Annotated in this window: 15 protein-coding genes; 8 read left to right on the forward strand and 7 right to left on the reverse strand. The window is 70.3% G+C overall.

Features of this window, described 5'->3' with window-relative positions; genetic code table 11:
- Positions 1-18 precede the first annotated feature (18 nt).
- On the forward strand, positions 19-2,565 hold the full coding sequence (locus ACIGDI_RS37235; RefSeq protein ID WP_399906384.1) for an FHA domain-containing protein: 2,547 nt from the start codon (positions 19-21) through the stop codon (positions 2,563-2,565).
- Positions 2,566-2,644: 79 nt separating this feature from the next.
- On the opposite strand, the gene ACIGDI_RS37240 is transcribed toward ACIGDI_RS37235, so the two are convergent.
- From ACIGDI_RS37240 to ACIGDI_RS37250, 3 genes are all read right to left on the reverse strand, one after another.
- Positions 2,645-3,412 carry a transglycosylase SLT domain-containing protein gene (locus ACIGDI_RS37240; protein WP_399906387.1) on the reverse strand — a complete coding sequence of 256 codons (768 nt, stop codon included), beginning with the start codon at positions 3,410-3,412 and terminating at the stop codon, positions 2,645-2,647.
- 298 nt (positions 3,413-3,710) lie between these two features.
- Positions 3,711-4,832, reverse strand: a complete 1,122-nt coding sequence (locus ACIGDI_RS37245) for an S-adenosylmethionine:tRNA ribosyltransferase-isomerase (RefSeq protein WP_399906390.1) — start codon at positions 4,830-4,832, stop codon at positions 3,711-3,713.
- A complete protein-coding gene (locus tag ACIGDI_RS37250; protein ID WP_399906393.1) occupies positions 4,829-5,527 on the reverse strand; it encodes an SDR family NAD(P)-dependent oxidoreductase in 699 nt (232 codons plus the stop codon). Before ACIGDI_RS37250 ends, ACIGDI_RS37245 begins: the two co-directional genes overlap by 4 nt.
- Before the next feature lie 226 nt (positions 5,528-5,753).
- Here ACIGDI_RS37250 and ACIGDI_RS37255 point away from each other — a divergent pair, with 226 nt between their 5' ends.
- The 3 genes from ACIGDI_RS37255 to chpE all read left to right on the forward strand — a co-directional run bounded on the left by ACIGDI_RS37255 (position 5,754) and on the right by chpE (position 7,948).
- Positions 5,754-6,899 (forward strand): GAF domain-containing sensor histidine kinase, encoded by a 1,146-nt coding sequence (locus tag ACIGDI_RS37255; protein ID WP_399906396.1) that lies wholly within the window; start codon positions 5,754-5,756, stop codon positions 6,897-6,899.
- Positions 6,892-7,533 (forward strand): response regulator, encoded by a 642-nt coding sequence (locus tag ACIGDI_RS37260; protein WP_399906398.1) that lies wholly within the window; start codon positions 6,892-6,894, stop codon positions 7,531-7,533. Before ACIGDI_RS37255 ends, ACIGDI_RS37260 begins: the two co-directional genes overlap by 8 nt.
- Positions 7,534-7,702: 169 nt before the next feature.
- On the forward strand, positions 7,703-7,948 hold the full coding sequence (chpE, locus tag ACIGDI_RS37265) for a chaplin ChpE (protein ID WP_200704208.1): 246 nt from the start codon (positions 7,703-7,705) through the stop codon (positions 7,946-7,948).
- Positions 7,949-8,026: 78 nt separating this feature from the next.
- Here the strand turns inward: chpE and ACIGDI_RS37270 are convergent, their stop codons facing one another.
- The gene (locus tag ACIGDI_RS37270; RefSeq protein WP_399906401.1) at positions 8,027-8,815 is read right to left on the reverse strand and encodes a hypothetical protein; all 789 of its coding nucleotides are present in this window, start codon (positions 8,813-8,815) and stop codon (positions 8,027-8,029) included.
- 143 nt (positions 8,816-8,958) lie between these two features.
- Here ACIGDI_RS37270 and ACIGDI_RS37275 point away from each other — a divergent pair, with 143 nt between their 5' ends.
- From ACIGDI_RS37275 to ACIGDI_RS37285, 3 genes are all read left to right on the forward strand, one after another.
- On the forward strand, positions 8,959-9,756 hold the full coding sequence (locus ACIGDI_RS37275) for an ABC transporter ATP-binding protein (RefSeq protein WP_142151056.1): 798 nt from the start codon (positions 8,959-8,961) through the stop codon (positions 9,754-9,756).
- 49 nt (positions 9,757-9,805) lie between these two features.
- The gene (locus ACIGDI_RS37280) at positions 9,806-10,237 is read left to right on the forward strand and encodes an NfeD family protein (RefSeq protein WP_399906404.1); all 432 of its coding nucleotides are present in this window, start codon (positions 9,806-9,808) and stop codon (positions 10,235-10,237) included.
- A gap of 131 nt (positions 10,238-10,368) precedes the next feature.
- Entirely contained in the window at positions 10,369-11,316 is a 948-nt protein-coding gene (locus ACIGDI_RS37285; protein WP_399906407.1) for an SPFH domain-containing protein, read from the forward strand.
- Positions 11,317-11,383: 67 nt separating this feature from the next.
- Here ACIGDI_RS37285 and ACIGDI_RS37290 read toward each other — a convergent pair whose 3' ends face one another.
- The 3 genes from ACIGDI_RS37290 to ACIGDI_RS37300 all read right to left on the reverse strand — a co-directional run bounded on the left by ACIGDI_RS37290 (position 11,384) and on the right by ACIGDI_RS37300 (position 13,399).
- Positions 11,384-11,890, reverse strand: coding sequence for an HNH endonuclease (locus ACIGDI_RS37290; RefSeq protein WP_399906410.1), 507 nt, complete (start codon positions 11,888-11,890; stop codon positions 11,384-11,386).
- Positions 11,891-12,033: 143 nt separating this feature from the next.
- Positions 12,034-12,573: a YbhB/YbcL family Raf kinase inhibitor-like protein gene (locus tag ACIGDI_RS37295; RefSeq protein ID WP_200704213.1), complete on the reverse strand. Its 540-nt coding sequence runs from the start codon at positions 12,571-12,573 to the stop codon at positions 12,034-12,036.
- Between the two features lie 43 nt (positions 12,574-12,616).
- Positions 12,617-13,399 carry a sporulation protein gene (locus ACIGDI_RS37300; protein WP_142151051.1) on the reverse strand — a complete coding sequence of 261 codons (783 nt, stop codon included), beginning with the start codon at positions 13,397-13,399 and terminating at the stop codon, positions 12,617-12,619.
- Between the two features lie 146 nt (positions 13,400-13,545).
- On the opposite strand from ACIGDI_RS37300, the gene ACIGDI_RS37305 reads away from it, so the two are divergent.
- Complete coding sequence (locus tag ACIGDI_RS37305; protein ID WP_399906413.1) at positions 13,546-14,187, forward strand: DNA-3-methyladenine glycosylase; 642 nt, start codon at positions 13,546-13,548, stop codon at positions 14,185-14,187.
- Positions 14,188-14,510 lie beyond the last annotated feature (323 nt).

Below are 14,510 nucleotides of genomic sequence, written 5' to 3' on the forward strand. Positions count from 1 at the left end.
CTACTCAGTGGGGCTGGAGTGCCGGAACTCGTACTGGAATTGAATGGGCGCACCTGGACGCTGGACCCGTCCAGGCCGTACACGCTCGGACGCGATCCGCAGGGGGACGTCGTGGTCGACGACGCCAGGGTCTCCTGGCGGCATGCCACGATCAGCTGGAGCGGCCGCGGTTGGGTCCTGGAGGACAAGGGCTCCACCAACGGCACGTTCGTGCAGGGGCAACGCGTCCACCACGTGGAGATCGGCCCGGGTACGGCCGTCCACCTCGGCAACGCGACCGACGGCCCGCGCCTGACCGTCTCCGGCGCTCCCGCGTCCGTCGCGACCCCGCAGGCCCAGCCGCAGCAGCAGCCGTACGCCGCCCAGAGCGCGGGCCCCGGCTGGGCGCAGCAGGCCCCGCCGCAGCAGGCACCGCAGCAGTCGGCTCCGCAGCCGCAGGCCTCGCAGGCGCAGCCCGCCTGGCCGCAGCAGCAGGCCGCGCCGCAGATCCCGCAGCAGCAGAACCCCGGTGGTGGCGCGGGGGCGCCGCCGGTCTACGGCGACCGCAGCCCGACCACGTTCCACCAGTTCTCCATCGGCCGCGTGATGCGCATCGGCCGTGCCCTGGAGAACGAACTGGTCGTCTCCGACCTGCAGGTCTCCCGGCACCACGCCGAGTTCCACTCGACGCCCGACGGCCGCATGGAGATCCGCGACCTGGGCTCGCACAACGGCACGTACGTCAACGGCCAGCCCATCGCCAAGGGCGGCTCCGCGCTGCTGGGCCCGCACGACATCGTCGGCGTCGGCCACTCCACGTTCCGGATCGTCGGCGACCGGCTGGAGGAGTTCGTCGACACCGGTGAGGTCTCCTTCTCGGCCCGCCATCTGACCGTGACGGTCGACGGCGGCAAGCAGATCCTCAAGGACGTCTCCTTCGGCGTCCCGGAGAAGTCGCTGATCGCGGTCATCGGCCCGTCCGGTTCGGGCAAGTCGACCCTGCTGAAGGCGCTCACCGGCTACCGGCCCGCCAACCAGGGCGACGTCCTCTACGACAACCGCAACCTGTACAAGCAGTTCGCCGAACTGCGCCAGCGCATCGGCCTGGTCCCGCAGGACGACATCCTGCACAAGGAACTGACGGTCAAGAAGGCCCTCAAGTACGCGGCCAAGCTCCGCTTCCCGGCCGACACCACGGCGGCCGAGCGCGAGGCGCGCATAGACGAGGTACTGCGCGAGCTGAAGCTCGACATCCACAAGGAGAAGAAGGTCACCTCCCTCTCCGGTGGCCAGCGCAAGCGCGTCTCGGTGGCCCTGGAGCTGCTCACCAAGCCGTCCCTGATCTTCCTGGACGAGCCGACCTCGGGTCTCGACCCGGGCATGGACCGCGATGTCATGCAGCTGCTGCGCGGCCTCGCCGACGACGGCCGCACGGTCCTCGTGGTCACCCACTCCGTGGCCGAGCTCGCCCTGTGCGACAAGCTCCTCGTGATGGCCCCGGGCGGCGCGGTCGCCTACTTCGGCCCGCCCGAGGAGGCACTGAACTTCTTCGGCTACGACACCTGGGCCGACGTCTTCTCCGCCTTCGAGAACTACCGCGACTACGACTGGGCCGGACGCTGGAAGGGCTCGCAGCACTACCAGATGTACGCCGCGGACATCGACGCCGTTGCGCCGCAGTCCGTACAGATGCCTCCGATGCAGGCGATGAAGCCGCCGAAGCCGCAGGGCTGGATGAGCCAGTTCGGCACGCTGGTGTGGCGCTACGTCTCCGTCATCGCCTCCGACAAGGGCTTCCTCGCGCTGACGGTGATCCTGCCGCTGGTCCTGGGTTCGGTGAGCCTGCTCATCGACTCCGGCAAGGACCTGCTGGTCAACACGGAGATCAACCCGACCACGCAGCAGCCCGTGCCGAACGGCACGGCCACCACGGTGCTGCTGATCCTCGCGGTCGGCGCCTGCTTCGCCGGTGCCGCCAACTCCGTCCGTGAGCTGATCAAGGAACGGGTCATCTACGAGCGCGAGCGCGCGACCGGCCTGTCCCGCTCCGCCTACCTGATGTCCAAGGTGTTCGTGCTCGGCCTGATCACGATCGTGCAGGGTCTGATGGTCGGTGTCATCGGCTTCGCCAGCCGCACCGTCCCGGACAAGGGCGTGGTCCTCGGCAACGCGGTGCTCCTCGAGCTCTGCCTGCCGATCATGGCGCTGGGCTTCACCTCGATGATGTTCGGCCTGATCATCTCCGCCCTGGTGAAGACCTCCGAGAAGACCATGCCGCTGCTGGTCATGTTCGCGATCGTCCAGGTCGTCTTCACCGGCTGCCTCTTCGCGCTGAACGGCGCGATCGGCGTCAACCAGTTCTCCTACCTGATGCCCTCGCGCTGGGCCGTCGGCGCCGCGGGCGCCACGCTGGACTTCAACCGGATCGCCCCGCCGGGCAAGGGCAAGCCCGACGACCCGCTGTGGGCGCACACCGCCGGCGCCTGGACCCTGGACATGGTCGCCCTGATCGTGCTCGGCGTGATCTGCGCCTTCTTCGTGGCCCGCTTCCTGCGCCGCCACGAGCCGGAGGTCATGCGCAAGTAGCTCCCGGAAAACTCCGAAGGGCGGCACCCGTCAGGAGGTGCCGCCCTTCGGCGTTCACGTGCAGAGGTCCGCGCTGACCTCAGTACGCGCTGTTGACGTTGTCGATCGAGCCGTACTTGTCCGCCGCGTAGTTGGCGGCGGCGGTGATGTTGGCGACCGGGTCGTAGATGTTCCAGGACGTGCCGGAGACGTGGTAGGCGGTGAACGTCGGCGGGATGACCTGCAGCAGGCCCTTCGAGGGGATGCCGTTGATCGCGTTGATGTCCCAGTCGTTGATGGCGTTCGGGTTGCCGGAGGACTCCCGCATGATGTTGCGGTACAGACCGTTGTACGAACCCGGGATGCCCTTGCTGTGCATGATGTCGAGGGCGTGGTTGATCCAGCCGTTCAGGTTGTTGCCGTAGCTCTTCACGGCGGCCTTCTTCACGGCGGCCTTCTTCAGGGCGACGCGCTTGGCGGAGCGGCTCGCGGCCTCCTTGGCCCGGCGCTCGGCGGCGGCCTTCCTCTTGGCCGCGGCAGCGGCGGCCGCCTTCTTCTTCGCGACGGCCTCGGCGGCGGCCTTGGCGGCGGCCTTGGCGCGGGCGTCGGCCTTCGCCTTGGCGGTCTCGGCCTTGATCGTGTCGACGGCGAGCCGGTCGGTGACGCTGGCCTTGACGTCCTTGATCTGCTGGGAGCTGTAGGCGACCTTGGCCGGGGTGGCGGCCTCACTCGTGGTGGTCTCGGCGTTGCTGGGCACCGCGGAGAAGGCGAGGGCGGCGGCACCGAGGGTGGCCACACCGGCGACGGCGATCTTGTGGTGGCGGGTCAGCTTACGACTGTGACCGCGGGTGTTGGTGTTCTTGAGCATGGCAGACGGACCTCTTCGAATAGCGCGGAGGTCGCTCGACGTGCCGCGGGGGACACGGGTCCTCCCGCACGAACGCCGCGGGCAGAACCCGCGGCGCTGAGCGACGGCAGCCATTCTTAGCGGCCGCAAAATCGGCAGGCAAAGATGTGACGTACGATCCCGGGTAGTTGATCGGGTAAGGGCAAATCGGGGCAGACTGGACTGTCTGCGCCGCTCATCATGTGAGTCTTGATCTCCTACCCACCTTCGTAAGTGACCTGCGCCCTATGTGCGGGCTCACATGCCCCCCGAGGTTTCCTCACCAACAGTTGCTGGCGCAATGCTGAGTGTGAGGGGCCTGTCCCGGGAGGATGAGATGGACGTCGCCGAACTCGTGCCACAGGTAGCGCCCGCGCAGGGCCTCCTCGTACGCGCGGTCCACCGCTTCCCGTCCGGCCACCGCCCGCAGCATCAGCAGATGCGAGGCCTCCGGCTCGTGCAGCCCGGTCACCAGCCCGTCCACCACCCGCACCCCGCGCTCCGGGGTGACCACGAGATCCGTCCACCCCTCACGCGCGCGTACGACACCGTCGGCGCCGGCCGCCGACTCCACGGCCCGCACGGCCGTCGTCCCCACGGCGACGACCCGTCCGTCCCCGGCCCGCACCGCGTTGATGAGCCGCGCCGACGCCTCCGGCACCGAGAACCGCTCCGGGTACGGCGGCTCGTGCGCCTCCGGCGACGCCACCCCGGTGTGCAGCGTGACCGGGGCGAACTGCACCCCCCGGCTCACCAGCTCCGCCACCAGCCGCGCCGTGAAGGGCCGCGCCGCGCTCGGCATCTCCGCGCTGCCCGCCCCGCCTGCCGCCGGCAGCGCGAACACCGTCTGGTAGACGGACAGCGGCTGATCCCGCTCCGTATAGGAGTAGCGGATCGGCCGACCGTGCTCCCGAAGCATCCCCGGCACCCCCGCGCCGGTCGCCCGAGCCCACCACAGGCGCTCGCTCCGCGCGCTCAGCGGCTCCTCCAGGACCAGCCGCCCACCCCCGGGCAGCCGCACCTGCGTGCCCGTCGGCCCTCCCGCGTCCTTCCAGGGAGCGCTTCGCGTCCACCCCGGCTCCAGTGGGCGCGTGGTGCCCCTCCCGTCCGGCTCCCGCAGCTCCACCGCCCACCGGCCGTCGTCCCCGCGCGTGGAGAAGTGCACCACCACGCGTGTGTGCCCGATCCGCCCGTCCACGGCGGCGGCCAGCGTCGGCGAGGTGTTGACCACCAGCAGATCCCCGGCCCGCAGCAGCCGCGGCAGCTCCGTGAACGCGTGGTGCGACACTTCCGTCCCCCGCGACACCAGCAGCCGCACGGCATCCCTGTCCAGCCCCGGCCCGCGCTGCTCGGCCGGGACCCGCGCCGACAACTCCTCCGGCACCTGCACCGCGAGCGTCACAGCCCCTCCACCAGCAGCGAGACGGCCGCGTACCGCCCGCTCGCCGGGCGCTCGTCCAGCAGCCGCAGGAACGCCGGCACCACCCCGGCCGGCGCCGGCCGCGGATCGTCGTCGTCCGGTACGGCGGCCGCGTACAGGTCGGTCGCCATGTCCCCCGGGTCCACCGCCCACACCCGCAGCCCCGGCTCCTCCTCCCCGAGCACGGCCGCCATATGGTCCAGCGCCGCCTTGGAGGCCCCGTACCCGCCCCATGTCTCGTAGGCCTCGGCGGCCGCGTCCGAGCTGACCGTGATCACCGCGCCCGCCTCGGACGCGCGCAGCGACGGCAGCGCCTCCTGGACCAGGCCCAGCGCGGCCACCACGTTCACCTCCAGCGCCCGCCGCAGCCCCTCCAGGGGCAGCGCCTCCAGCCGTACGAGCGGCTCGGCGCCCAACGCGCTCGCGTTGCTCACCAGCAGATCCACGCCGCCCAGCTTCCCGGCCGCCGCCACCAGCTCGGCCCGGTGCCCGGCGTCCGTGACGTCCCCGGCCACCGCCGTCACCCGCGCGCCCCGCGCCTCCAGCTCCGCCGCCGTCTCCCGCAGGACCTCCGGCGTCCTGGCGTCCAGCACCAGGTCCCAGCCCCGCGCGGCCAGGGCCTCGGCGAGTGCCCGCCCCAGCCCCTTCGACGCCCCCGTGATGATCGCTACCGGCATGACTCCACGTCCCCTCGTCGTCGCCGTCCTGCGACGGCCTGCCCTCAACGTAGGAACCGGGCCGCCCGCCCCGCGTCGGACGCGGGGCGCAAAGCGACGGGGCCCTTCGCCCTAAGCCGCCGGTCGGGGGCGGTGGACCTACACCGGCCGACCTAGGTCCAGCGCCCCACCTCCCGCCGTCACAGGTCCGATCCGCGCTGTCACACCCCGCCGGTACCGTGAGGTCATGAGTCAAGGCCCCCGGTCCGGCCTGGCAGCGGTGAGCGCCGCGCTGCTGGCCATGAGCAGGCATCTGGAGGTGCGCGACGTCCTCAAGACGATCGTCGCCTCGGCCCGCGAGCTGCTCGACGCCCAGTACGCCGCGCTGGGCGTCCCCGACGACCACGGCGGGTTCGCCCAGTTCGTGGTCGACGGCGTCAGCGCCGACCAGTGGGCGGCCATCGGCCCGCTCCCGCGCCAGCACGGCATCCTCGCCGCCATGCTCCAGGAGGCCAAGGTCGAGCGCCTGGCGGACGTCCGCAAGGACCCCCGCTTCGAGGGCTGGCCCGCCGCGCACCCCGACATGTCCGACTTCCTGGGCCTGCCCGTCCGGGACGGCGACGAGGTCATCGGCGCCCTGTTCCTGGCCAACAAGAACTGTTCCAAGCCCAGCGGCGGCTGCGGCTTCACCGCCGAGGACGAGGAACTGCTCGCCATCCTCGCCCAGCACGCGGCGATCGCCCTCACCAACGCGCGCCTGTACGAGCGCAGCCGCGAACTGACCATCGCCGAGGAGCGCTCCCGCCTCGCGCACGAACTGCACGACGCGGTCAGCCAGAAACTCTTCTCCCTGCGCCTGACCGCGCAGGCCGCGGCCGCCCTGGTGGACCGCGACCCCTCCCGGGCCAAGGGCGAGCTGCAGCAGGTGGCCGCGCTCGCCGCCGAGGCGGCCGACGAGTTGCGCGCCGCGGTCGTCGAGCTGCGCCCCGCGGCCCTCGACGAGGACGGCCTCGTCGCCACCCTGCGCACCCAGGTCCAGGTCCTCGACCGCGCCCACAGCGCGCGCGTGAGCTTCGACAGCCAAGGGGTGCGCGCCCTGCCCTCCGCCCAGGAGGAGGCGGTCCTGCGCGTCGCCCAGGAAGCCCTGCACAACGCCCTGAGGCACTCCGGAGCCGAGCACGTCGACGTCACCCTGACCCGGCACGGCACGGCGGCGGTCCTCCGGGTGACCGACGACGGCTGCGGCTTCGACCCCAAGGCGATACGGCGGGCCGGCCGCCACCTCGGCCTGGTGTCCATGCGTGACCGCACCAGCGGGGTCGGCGGCAGACTGACGGTGGAATCGGCGCCCGGCAAAGGCACCACGATCGAGATGGAGGTCCCCGGTGGCTGACGCAATCAGGGTGCTGCTCGTCGACGACCACCAGGTGGTCCGCCGCGGCCTGCGCACCTTTCTCGAGGTGCAGGACGACATCGAGGTCGTGGGTGAGGCCGCCGACGGCGCCGAGGGAGTCGCCCGCGCCGAGGAACTCAGGCCCGACGTCGTGCTGATGGACGTCAAGATGCCGGGCATGGACGGCGTGGACGCCCTGCGCCGGCTCCGGGAACTGGACAACCCCGCGCGCGTGCTGATCGTCACCAGCTTCACCGAACAGCGCACGGTGGTGCCGGCCCTGCGCGCGGGCGCCGCCGGCTACGTCTACAAGGACGTGGACCCCGACGCCCTCGCCGGCGCCATCCGCTCGGTGCACGCCGGGCACATCCTCCTGCAACCGGAGGTGGCCATCGCCCTGCTGTCCCAGGAGGAGGCCAACTCCGCTCCGGGAAGGGCCGGTTCGCTCACCGAGCGGGAGCGCGAGGTGCTCGGTCTGATAGCCGACGGCCGGTCCAACCGCGAGATCGCCCGCAGCCTCGTCCTGTCCGAGAAGACCGTCAAGACCCACGTGTCGAACATCCTGATGAAGCTCGACCTGGCGGACCGGACACAGGCCGCGCTGTGGGCCGTACGACACGGCGTGGCCGGCTGAAACGCGTCGCGCGCGCCGGTACGGCACGGCAACACGGAGCGTCCCGCTCCGGACTGAGATTCATACCGTCGTGGGAATGTCCCCCGAATGGCGCAACCTCCGTGGATCTCCGCCGTTCTCCAGTGCGTGCTGCGGCGACTGCCGCGGCAATCGCTAGGAGGACTCAGAAGTGAAGAACCTGAAGAAGGCAGCGGCCGTGACGATGGTGGCCGGCGGTCTGATCGCCGCGGGAGCCGGAATGGCCTCCGCCACCAACGGCGCGCACGCCGACGGCCAGGCCGTGGGCTCGCCCGGCGTGGTCTCGGGCAACCTCGTTCAGGCCCCGGTCCACGTCCCGGTGAACGCCGTGGGCAACAGCGTGAACGTCATCGGCGTGCTGAACCCCGCCTTCGGCAACCTGGGCATCAACCGCTGACGTCCGCCACCCGGCGTGCAGTGATCTCCGGCCTCCCGGCCCCGTCCGGGAGGCCGGTCGGCCGTCCGCGGGCAGAGCTCACCTGATGCCCCGCTCCCGCTCCTCCACATACGCGTTGTACGCGGCGACCTGGGCCCGGCGGGCCGTCCGCTCCACCGGCCGCAGCGCCTGCGCCCGCGCCCCCATCTCGGCCGAACTCACCGCGCCCCCATGCCCGTTCTCGTAGGCGAGGGACACCAGCAGCCCCACCCGCTGCGCCAGCTCCAGCACCCGGACCGCCCGCGGCGGATACCCCGGCGCCAGCAACTCCCGGCCCCGCTCGGCCCGCGCACGGTACGCGTCGATCGCCGCCTCCGCCACCGGCCCCGACCCGGCGACGTCCAACCGCGACAACACCTCGGTCGCCTCGCGAAGCGCCTCCGCCAGCTCCCGCTCCGCCTCACCGAGCGACGGCACATCGGCCGGCGGCGCCTCCCGCACCGGCAGACAGTGCCAGACGACCTCGACATGCACATCACCGTCGGGACCGGCCTCGTACACCTCCGGCACCAGCCCCAGCGCGGCGCCGTGACAGACCACCGCCTCCTCGGCCTCCAGCGCCCGCGCGTTGAACTCCGGCGGCCCGCTCAGCCCCAGCGGATGCCCGGGAGCCGGCAGCGCGACCCGCAGACCGGCCACCCCCAGCGCCCGCAGCCGCCCCAGCCCGAGCGACAGCCCCACCTGCCCCGACTCACCGGGCAGCCCCTCCATCCGGTGCACGGCGTCCTCCCCGACGATCGCGACCACGGCGTCGTCCGGGGAGACAAGTCCGGCCAAAAGGGCGTTTCCCCAAGCGGCAAGGCGTCCAGAGCGCGGTTCCGAGAACATGCCCCCACCCTAAGGACCGGACCGATGGAATGGACCGGCCGACCAGTGGCGTAGATTTCTTCGAGGGCTGCGCCCACAAGCGCACGCGACAGCCGAGACGCCGACCCGAGACCGGTCACACTGCAAGGGGAGACAACGCGCTCATGAGCGATGTTCTGGAGCTTCAGGACGTATCCGTGGTCCGGGAGGGCCGGGCTCTGGTGGACCAGGTCTCCTGGTCGGTCAAGGAAGGCGAGCGCTGGGTCATCCTCGGTCCCAACGGCGCGGGCAAGACCACCCTCCTGAACGTCGCCTCCAGCTACCTCTACCCCAGCAAGGGCACCGCCACCATCCTCGGCGAGACCCTCGGCAAGCCCGGCACCGACGTCTTCGAGCTGCGCCCGCGCATCGGCGTGGCCGGCATCGCCATGGCCGACAAGCTCCCCAAGCGCCAGACCGTCCTGCAGACCGTCCTGACCGCCGCGTACGGCATGACCGCGGGCTGGCAGGAGGAGTACGAGGACATCGACGAGCAGCGCGCCCGCGCCTTCCTCGACCGCCTCGGCATGAGCGACTACCTCGACCGCAAGTTCGGCACCCTCTCCGAGGGCGAGCGCAAGCGCACCCTCATCGCCCGCGCCCTGATGACCGACCCCGAGCTGCTCCTCCTCGACGAGCCCGCCGCCGGCCTCGACCTCGGCGGCCGCGAGGACCTCGTACGCCGCCTCGGCCGCCTCGCCCGCGACCCGATCGCCCCCTCGATGCTCATGGTCACCCACCACGTCGAGGAGATCGCCCCCGGCTTCACCCACGTCCTGATGATCCGTCAGGGCAAGGTGCTCGCCGCCGGCCCGCTGGAGCTCGAACTCACCTCCCGCAACCTCTCCCTCTGCTTCGGCCTGCCGCTCGTCGTCGAACAGGCCGGTGACCGCTGGACCGCCCGCGGCCTGCCGTTGACCTGAGGCCCTTGCGCCCTGTCCGCAAAGGGACTTGCGGTCATACCATGACCATGTGAACGACATCGACGCATGGGTGTGGTGGCTCGTCGGCGCGGCCGCGCTCGGAATCCCGCTCGTGGTCACGGCGATGCCCGAGTTCGGCATGCTCGCCGTGGGCGCCGTCGCCGCCGCCGTCTTCGCCGGACTGGGCTTCGACGTCGTGGCCCAGGTCCTCGCCTTCGTCGTCGTCTCGGTCGCACTGATCGCAGTGGTACGGCCCATCGCGCTCCGGCACAGCAGACAGCGCCCCCAACTCGCCACTGGCGTGGACGCCTTGAAGGGCAAGCAAGCCGTCGTGCTGGAGCGTGTCGACGGCTCCGGTGGCCGGATCAAGCTCGCCGGCGAGGTCTGGTCGGCCCGCGCCCTCGACACCGAACGCGCCTACGAAGTAGGCCAGGAAGTGGATGTCGTGGAGATCGAGGGAGCGACCGCCATCGTCATCTGACCTCGTAGGACTCAACTGATACGAACAGCCCACGAGTTGTACGACGGTCTGTCAGACTCGACCAGCAAGATCTTCAACAACCATAAGATCTTCCGAGAGCGCCGAGGCGGAGAAGGGTACGGGGAACGACGATGGAACCGGTCATCATCGTCCTGATCATCCTGGTGGTGTTGGTCTTCATCGCCCTGATCAGGACAATCCAAGTCATCCCGCAGGCCAGCGCCGCCATCGTCGAGCGCTTCGGCCGCTACACGCGGACACTCAACGCGGGCCTCAACATCGTGGTCCCCTTCATAGACACCATCCGCAACCGCATCGACCTGCGTGAACAGGTCGTGCCGTTCCCGCCGCAGCCGGTGATCACCCAGGACAACCTGGTGGTCAACATCGACACGGTCATCTACTACCAGGTGACCGACGCGCGGGCCGCGACCTACGAGGTCGCCAGCTACATCCAGGCCATCGAGCAGCTCACCGTCACCACACTCCGCAACATCATCGGTGGCATGGACCTCGAGCGGACGCTGACCTCCCGCGAGGAGATCAACGCGGCCCTGCGCGGCGTCCTCGACGAGGCCACCGGCAAGTGGGGCATCCGCGTCAACCGCGTCGAACTCAAGGCGATCGAACCGCCCACCTCCATCCAGGACTCGATGGAGAAGCAGATGCGCGCCGACCGTGACAAGCGCGCCGCGATCCTCACCGCCGAAGGTACGCGCCAGGCCGCGATCCTCACCGCCGAAGGTGAGAAGCAGTCCCAGATCCTGCGCGCCGAGGGTGAGGCCAAGGCCGCCGCCCTGCGCGCCGAGGGCGAGGCCCAGGCCGTCCGCACGGTCTTCGAGGCGATCCACGCCGGCGACCCGGACCAGAAGCTCCTCTCCTACCAGTACCTCCAGATGCTCCCGAAGATCGCCGAGGGAGACGCCAACAAGCTCTGGATCGTGCCCAGCGAGATCGGCGACGCCCTCAAGGGCCTGTCCGGCGCCATGGGCAACTTCGGTCCCATGGGCGGCGGTTCGGGCGGAGGGGCCGGCTCGGAGAGGGCCACGGAACGCCGGGAGAAGCCGTCGATCGACTGACGCCCTTCCCCTGTACGTGGCTGGGGCCCGCCTCCCTCGGGAGACGGGCCCCAGTTCCACGTGTGCTCTACGCGGCCTCCCGCGCCAGCCAGTCGGGCAGCGCGTCGAACTCCTCGGAGCCCAGGGCCAACAGCATCGCGTCGGCCGGACTCGGCTCGAACGGCTGCCGCAGCAGCGGCATCCCCGCCTGCTCCGGAGTCCGGTCGGCCTTGCGGTGATTGTCCTCCGCGCACGAGGCCACCGTGTTCAGCCAGGAGTCCTGGCCACCCTGCGCCCTCGGCACCACATGGTCCACGGTCGTCGCCCGGCGCCCGCAGTACGCGCACCTGTGCCGGTCCCTGACCAGCACCCCCCGCCTCGACCACGGTGCTTGTCTTCGGAACGGCACCCTCACGTACCTGCACAACCGGATCACCCGCGGCGCCGGTATGTCCACGTCGGCACCGCGCATGCGCAGTTCGGGGTGGGCCTGCTCGACCACGGCCTTGTCCTGCAGCACCAGCACGACGGCTCGGTTCAACGTCACCGTCGACAGCGGCTCGAAGCTCGCGTTCAGAACCAGCGTGTCCCGCATTCCAGCCCACCTCCCGTGCAATCGGCCCACCCCCTGGCGGGCTGGATCAACTCTGGCCGGGCACGCCGAGATGGACAACGCAATAAAAACTGCCCGCCTCTGATCAATTCCAAGACCAGAGGCGGGCAAACGTTCCATGAACGTCAGTCTTCGGCGGGCACCTCGTACTCACCGATGAGCTGCGCACGGGCGATCGCGTGGAACCGCAGGTTGAAGCCCACGACGGCCGGGGACGCGTCCGCGTCCGGTCCGAGCTTCTCCTGGTCCACGGCGTACACCGTGAACACGTACCGGTGCGGCCCGTCCCCGGCGGGCGGAGCCGCACCGCCGAAGTCCTTGGACCCGTAGTCGTTGCGCGCCTGGATCGCGCCCTCGGGCAGCCCCTCGAACTTGCCGCTGCCCGCACCGGTCGGCAGCTCCGTCACCGAGGCGGGGATGTCGAACACCACCCAGTGCCAGAACCCGCTGCCCGTCGGCGCGTCGGGGTCGTAGCAGGTGACGGCGAAGCTCTTGGTCTCGGCGGGGAAGCCCTCCCACCGCAGCTGCGGCGAGGTGTTGCCGGCCGCGTAGACCTGAGCGTCCTTGAGCGTGGCGCCTTCCCGCACGTCCTCACTCGTGACCGTGAACGACGGCACGGGCGGGTGGAAGTCGTGGGGGAGCGGCCGCCGCTTGAGCTCGGACACCTCGGTACCTCCTGATCGGTTACGGAATCAGTGGTTCCCGAGCCTAGAACCAGTTGCGCTTGCTGCCGACCTCGGACAGCCACTGGTTGAGGTAGGCCGCCCAGTCGGTCCCGTGGAAGTCGTTCAGCCCCACCTGGAACGAGCGGAAGGTGTCACTGCCCTCGCTGAACAGCCCCGGCTTCTTGTCCATCTCCAGCACGACGTCCATCGCGTGCTCGTCGGCCACGAAGCTCAGCTCGACCTGGTTCAGCCCCCGGTACTGCGACGGCGGGTAGAACTCGATCTCCTGGTAGAACGGCAGCCGCTGCCGCGTGTTGCGGATGTGACCGCGCTCCATGTCCGCGTTCTTGAAGCGGAAGCCGAGCTGGATGAAGGCGTCCAGGATCGCCTTCTGCGCCGGCAGCGGGTGCACGTTGATCGGGTCCAGGTCGCCGGAGTCCACGGCCCGCGCGATCGCCAGCTCGGTCGTCACGCCGATGTTCATCCCACGCAGCGCCTGCCCGTCGATCATGGTGATCGGCGTCTCCCACGGGATCTCCAGCCCGAACGGCACGGCGTGCACGGCCCCGGCCTGCAGCTCGAAGGCGCCACCGAGCCGCACCTTGGTGAACTCGATGTTCTGCTTGTACTCCTCGTCGCCGCTCTCGACCTCGACCTTGGCCTGCAGACCGACGGACAGACCCTCGATCTCCTGGTTCACGGACCCGCCCTGGATCCGCACCTCGCCCTGGACGACGCCGCCCGGAACGGTGTTGACCTCGGTCAGCACCGTCTCGACCGAAGCCCCACCGGCCCCCAGACTCGCGAGCAGCTTCTTGAACCCCATGTCTCTCCCTATACGTGCGGTACGTGCGGACCCTTGATCCCTACAAACGCGATCCGGGCACGGCCGGTTCCGCCCCACACCCTGGCAAGGAGAGGGAACCTTGACCAGCCCTTGGCATCCACCCGCCTGGACTACGCTCGGACGGCATGATCGCGCCCACGGACCGTACGCCACTCCCCAGGGAGTTCTTCGACCGCCCCGTCCTGGAAGTCGCCCCCGACCTCCTCGGCCGCATCCTGGTCCGTACGACACCCGACGGTCCGATCGCCGTCCGCCTCACGGAGGTGGAGGCCTACGACGGCCCGAACGACCCCGGCTCCCACGCCTATCGCGGCCGGACCGCCCGCAATGACGTGATGTTCGGTCCGCCCGGCCATGTGTACGTCTACTTCACCTACGGCATGTGGTTCTGCATGAACCTGGTGTGCGGCCCCGAGGGCAGGGCGAGCGCGGTCCTGCTGCGGGCCGGCGAGGTCGTCGAGGGCGTCGAACACGCCCGCAAACGTCGACTCTCGGCCCGGAACGACAAGGAACTGGCCAAAGGCCCGGCACGCCTGGCCACGGCCCTCGGCGTGGACCGAGCCCTGGACGGCACGGACGCGTGCGCCTCCGGCGAGACCCCTCTGAGGGTGCTGACCGGCAGTGCGGTCGCGTCCGACCAGGTACGCAACGGCCCACGCACCGGAGTCGCAGGTGACGGGGGCGTCCACCCCTGGCGCTTCTGGGTCGCCGGCGACCCGACGGTGAGCCCCTACCGGGCCCATACGCCCAGGCGCCGCCGAAGTTGACTCGCCCTTGCGAGGTGCGTAATGTAGCCCGAGCCGCTTGAACCGGGTACGGCGTTCGCCAGCAGCCGGAAGCGGCCAAACCACTACCTTCGATCAACCCCTGGCGGGGTCGAATTCGTCATGCCCGCATGCCCGAATTCGAACTCGCGGAACCCGATTATGAGTTCTCAAGGGAATCGGCTAACGTAGTGAATGTCGAAAGGCCCCGCCGACAGGGAATCAGGCCCGAAAGGATCTGATAGAGTCGGAAACGCAAGACCGAAGGGAAGCCCGGAGGAAAGCCCGAGAGGGTGAGTACAAAGGAAGCGACCGTTCCTTGAGAA

This window comes from Streptomyces sp. NPDC085900 (assembly GCF_044540925.1).
Lineage (GTDB): Bacteria > Actinomycetota > Actinomycetes > Streptomycetales > Streptomycetaceae > Streptomyces > Streptomyces gilvifuscus.

Coding starts and splice junctions, on each gene's coding strand:
- ACIGDI_RS37240 (WP_399906387.1), bottom strand. CDS start 3,412: ATGCTCAAGAACACCAACACCCGCGGTCACAGTCGTAAGCTGACCCGC.
- ACIGDI_RS37250 (WP_399906393.1), bottom strand. CDS start 5,527: ATGCCGGTAGCGATCATCACGGGGGCGTCGAAGGGGCTGGGGCGGGCA.
- ACIGDI_RS37255 (WP_399906396.1), top strand. CDS start 5,754: ATGAGTCAAGGCCCCCGGTCCGGCCTGGCAGCGGTGAGCGCCGCGCTG.
- ACIGDI_RS37270 (WP_399906401.1), bottom strand. CDS start 8,815: ATGTTCTCGGAACCGCGCTCTGGACGCCTTGCCGCTTGGGGAAACGCC.
- ACIGDI_RS37275 (WP_142151056.1), top strand. CDS start 8,959: ATGAGCGATGTTCTGGAGCTTCAGGACGTATCCGTGGTCCGGGAGGGC.
- ACIGDI_RS37285 (WP_399906407.1), top strand. CDS start 10,369: ATGGAACCGGTCATCATCGTCCTGATCATCCTGGTGGTGTTGGTCTTC.
- ACIGDI_RS37290 (WP_399906410.1), bottom strand. CDS start 11,890: ATGCGGGACACGCTGGTTCTGAACGCGAGCTTCGAGCCGCTGTCGACG.
- ACIGDI_RS37300 (WP_142151051.1), bottom strand. CDS start 13,399: ATGGGGTTCAAGAAGCTGCTCGCGAGTCTGGGGGCCGGTGGGGCTTCG.
- ACIGDI_RS37305 (WP_399906413.1), top strand. CDS start 13,546: ATGATCGCGCCCACGGACCGTACGCCACTCCCCAGGGAGTTCTTCGAC.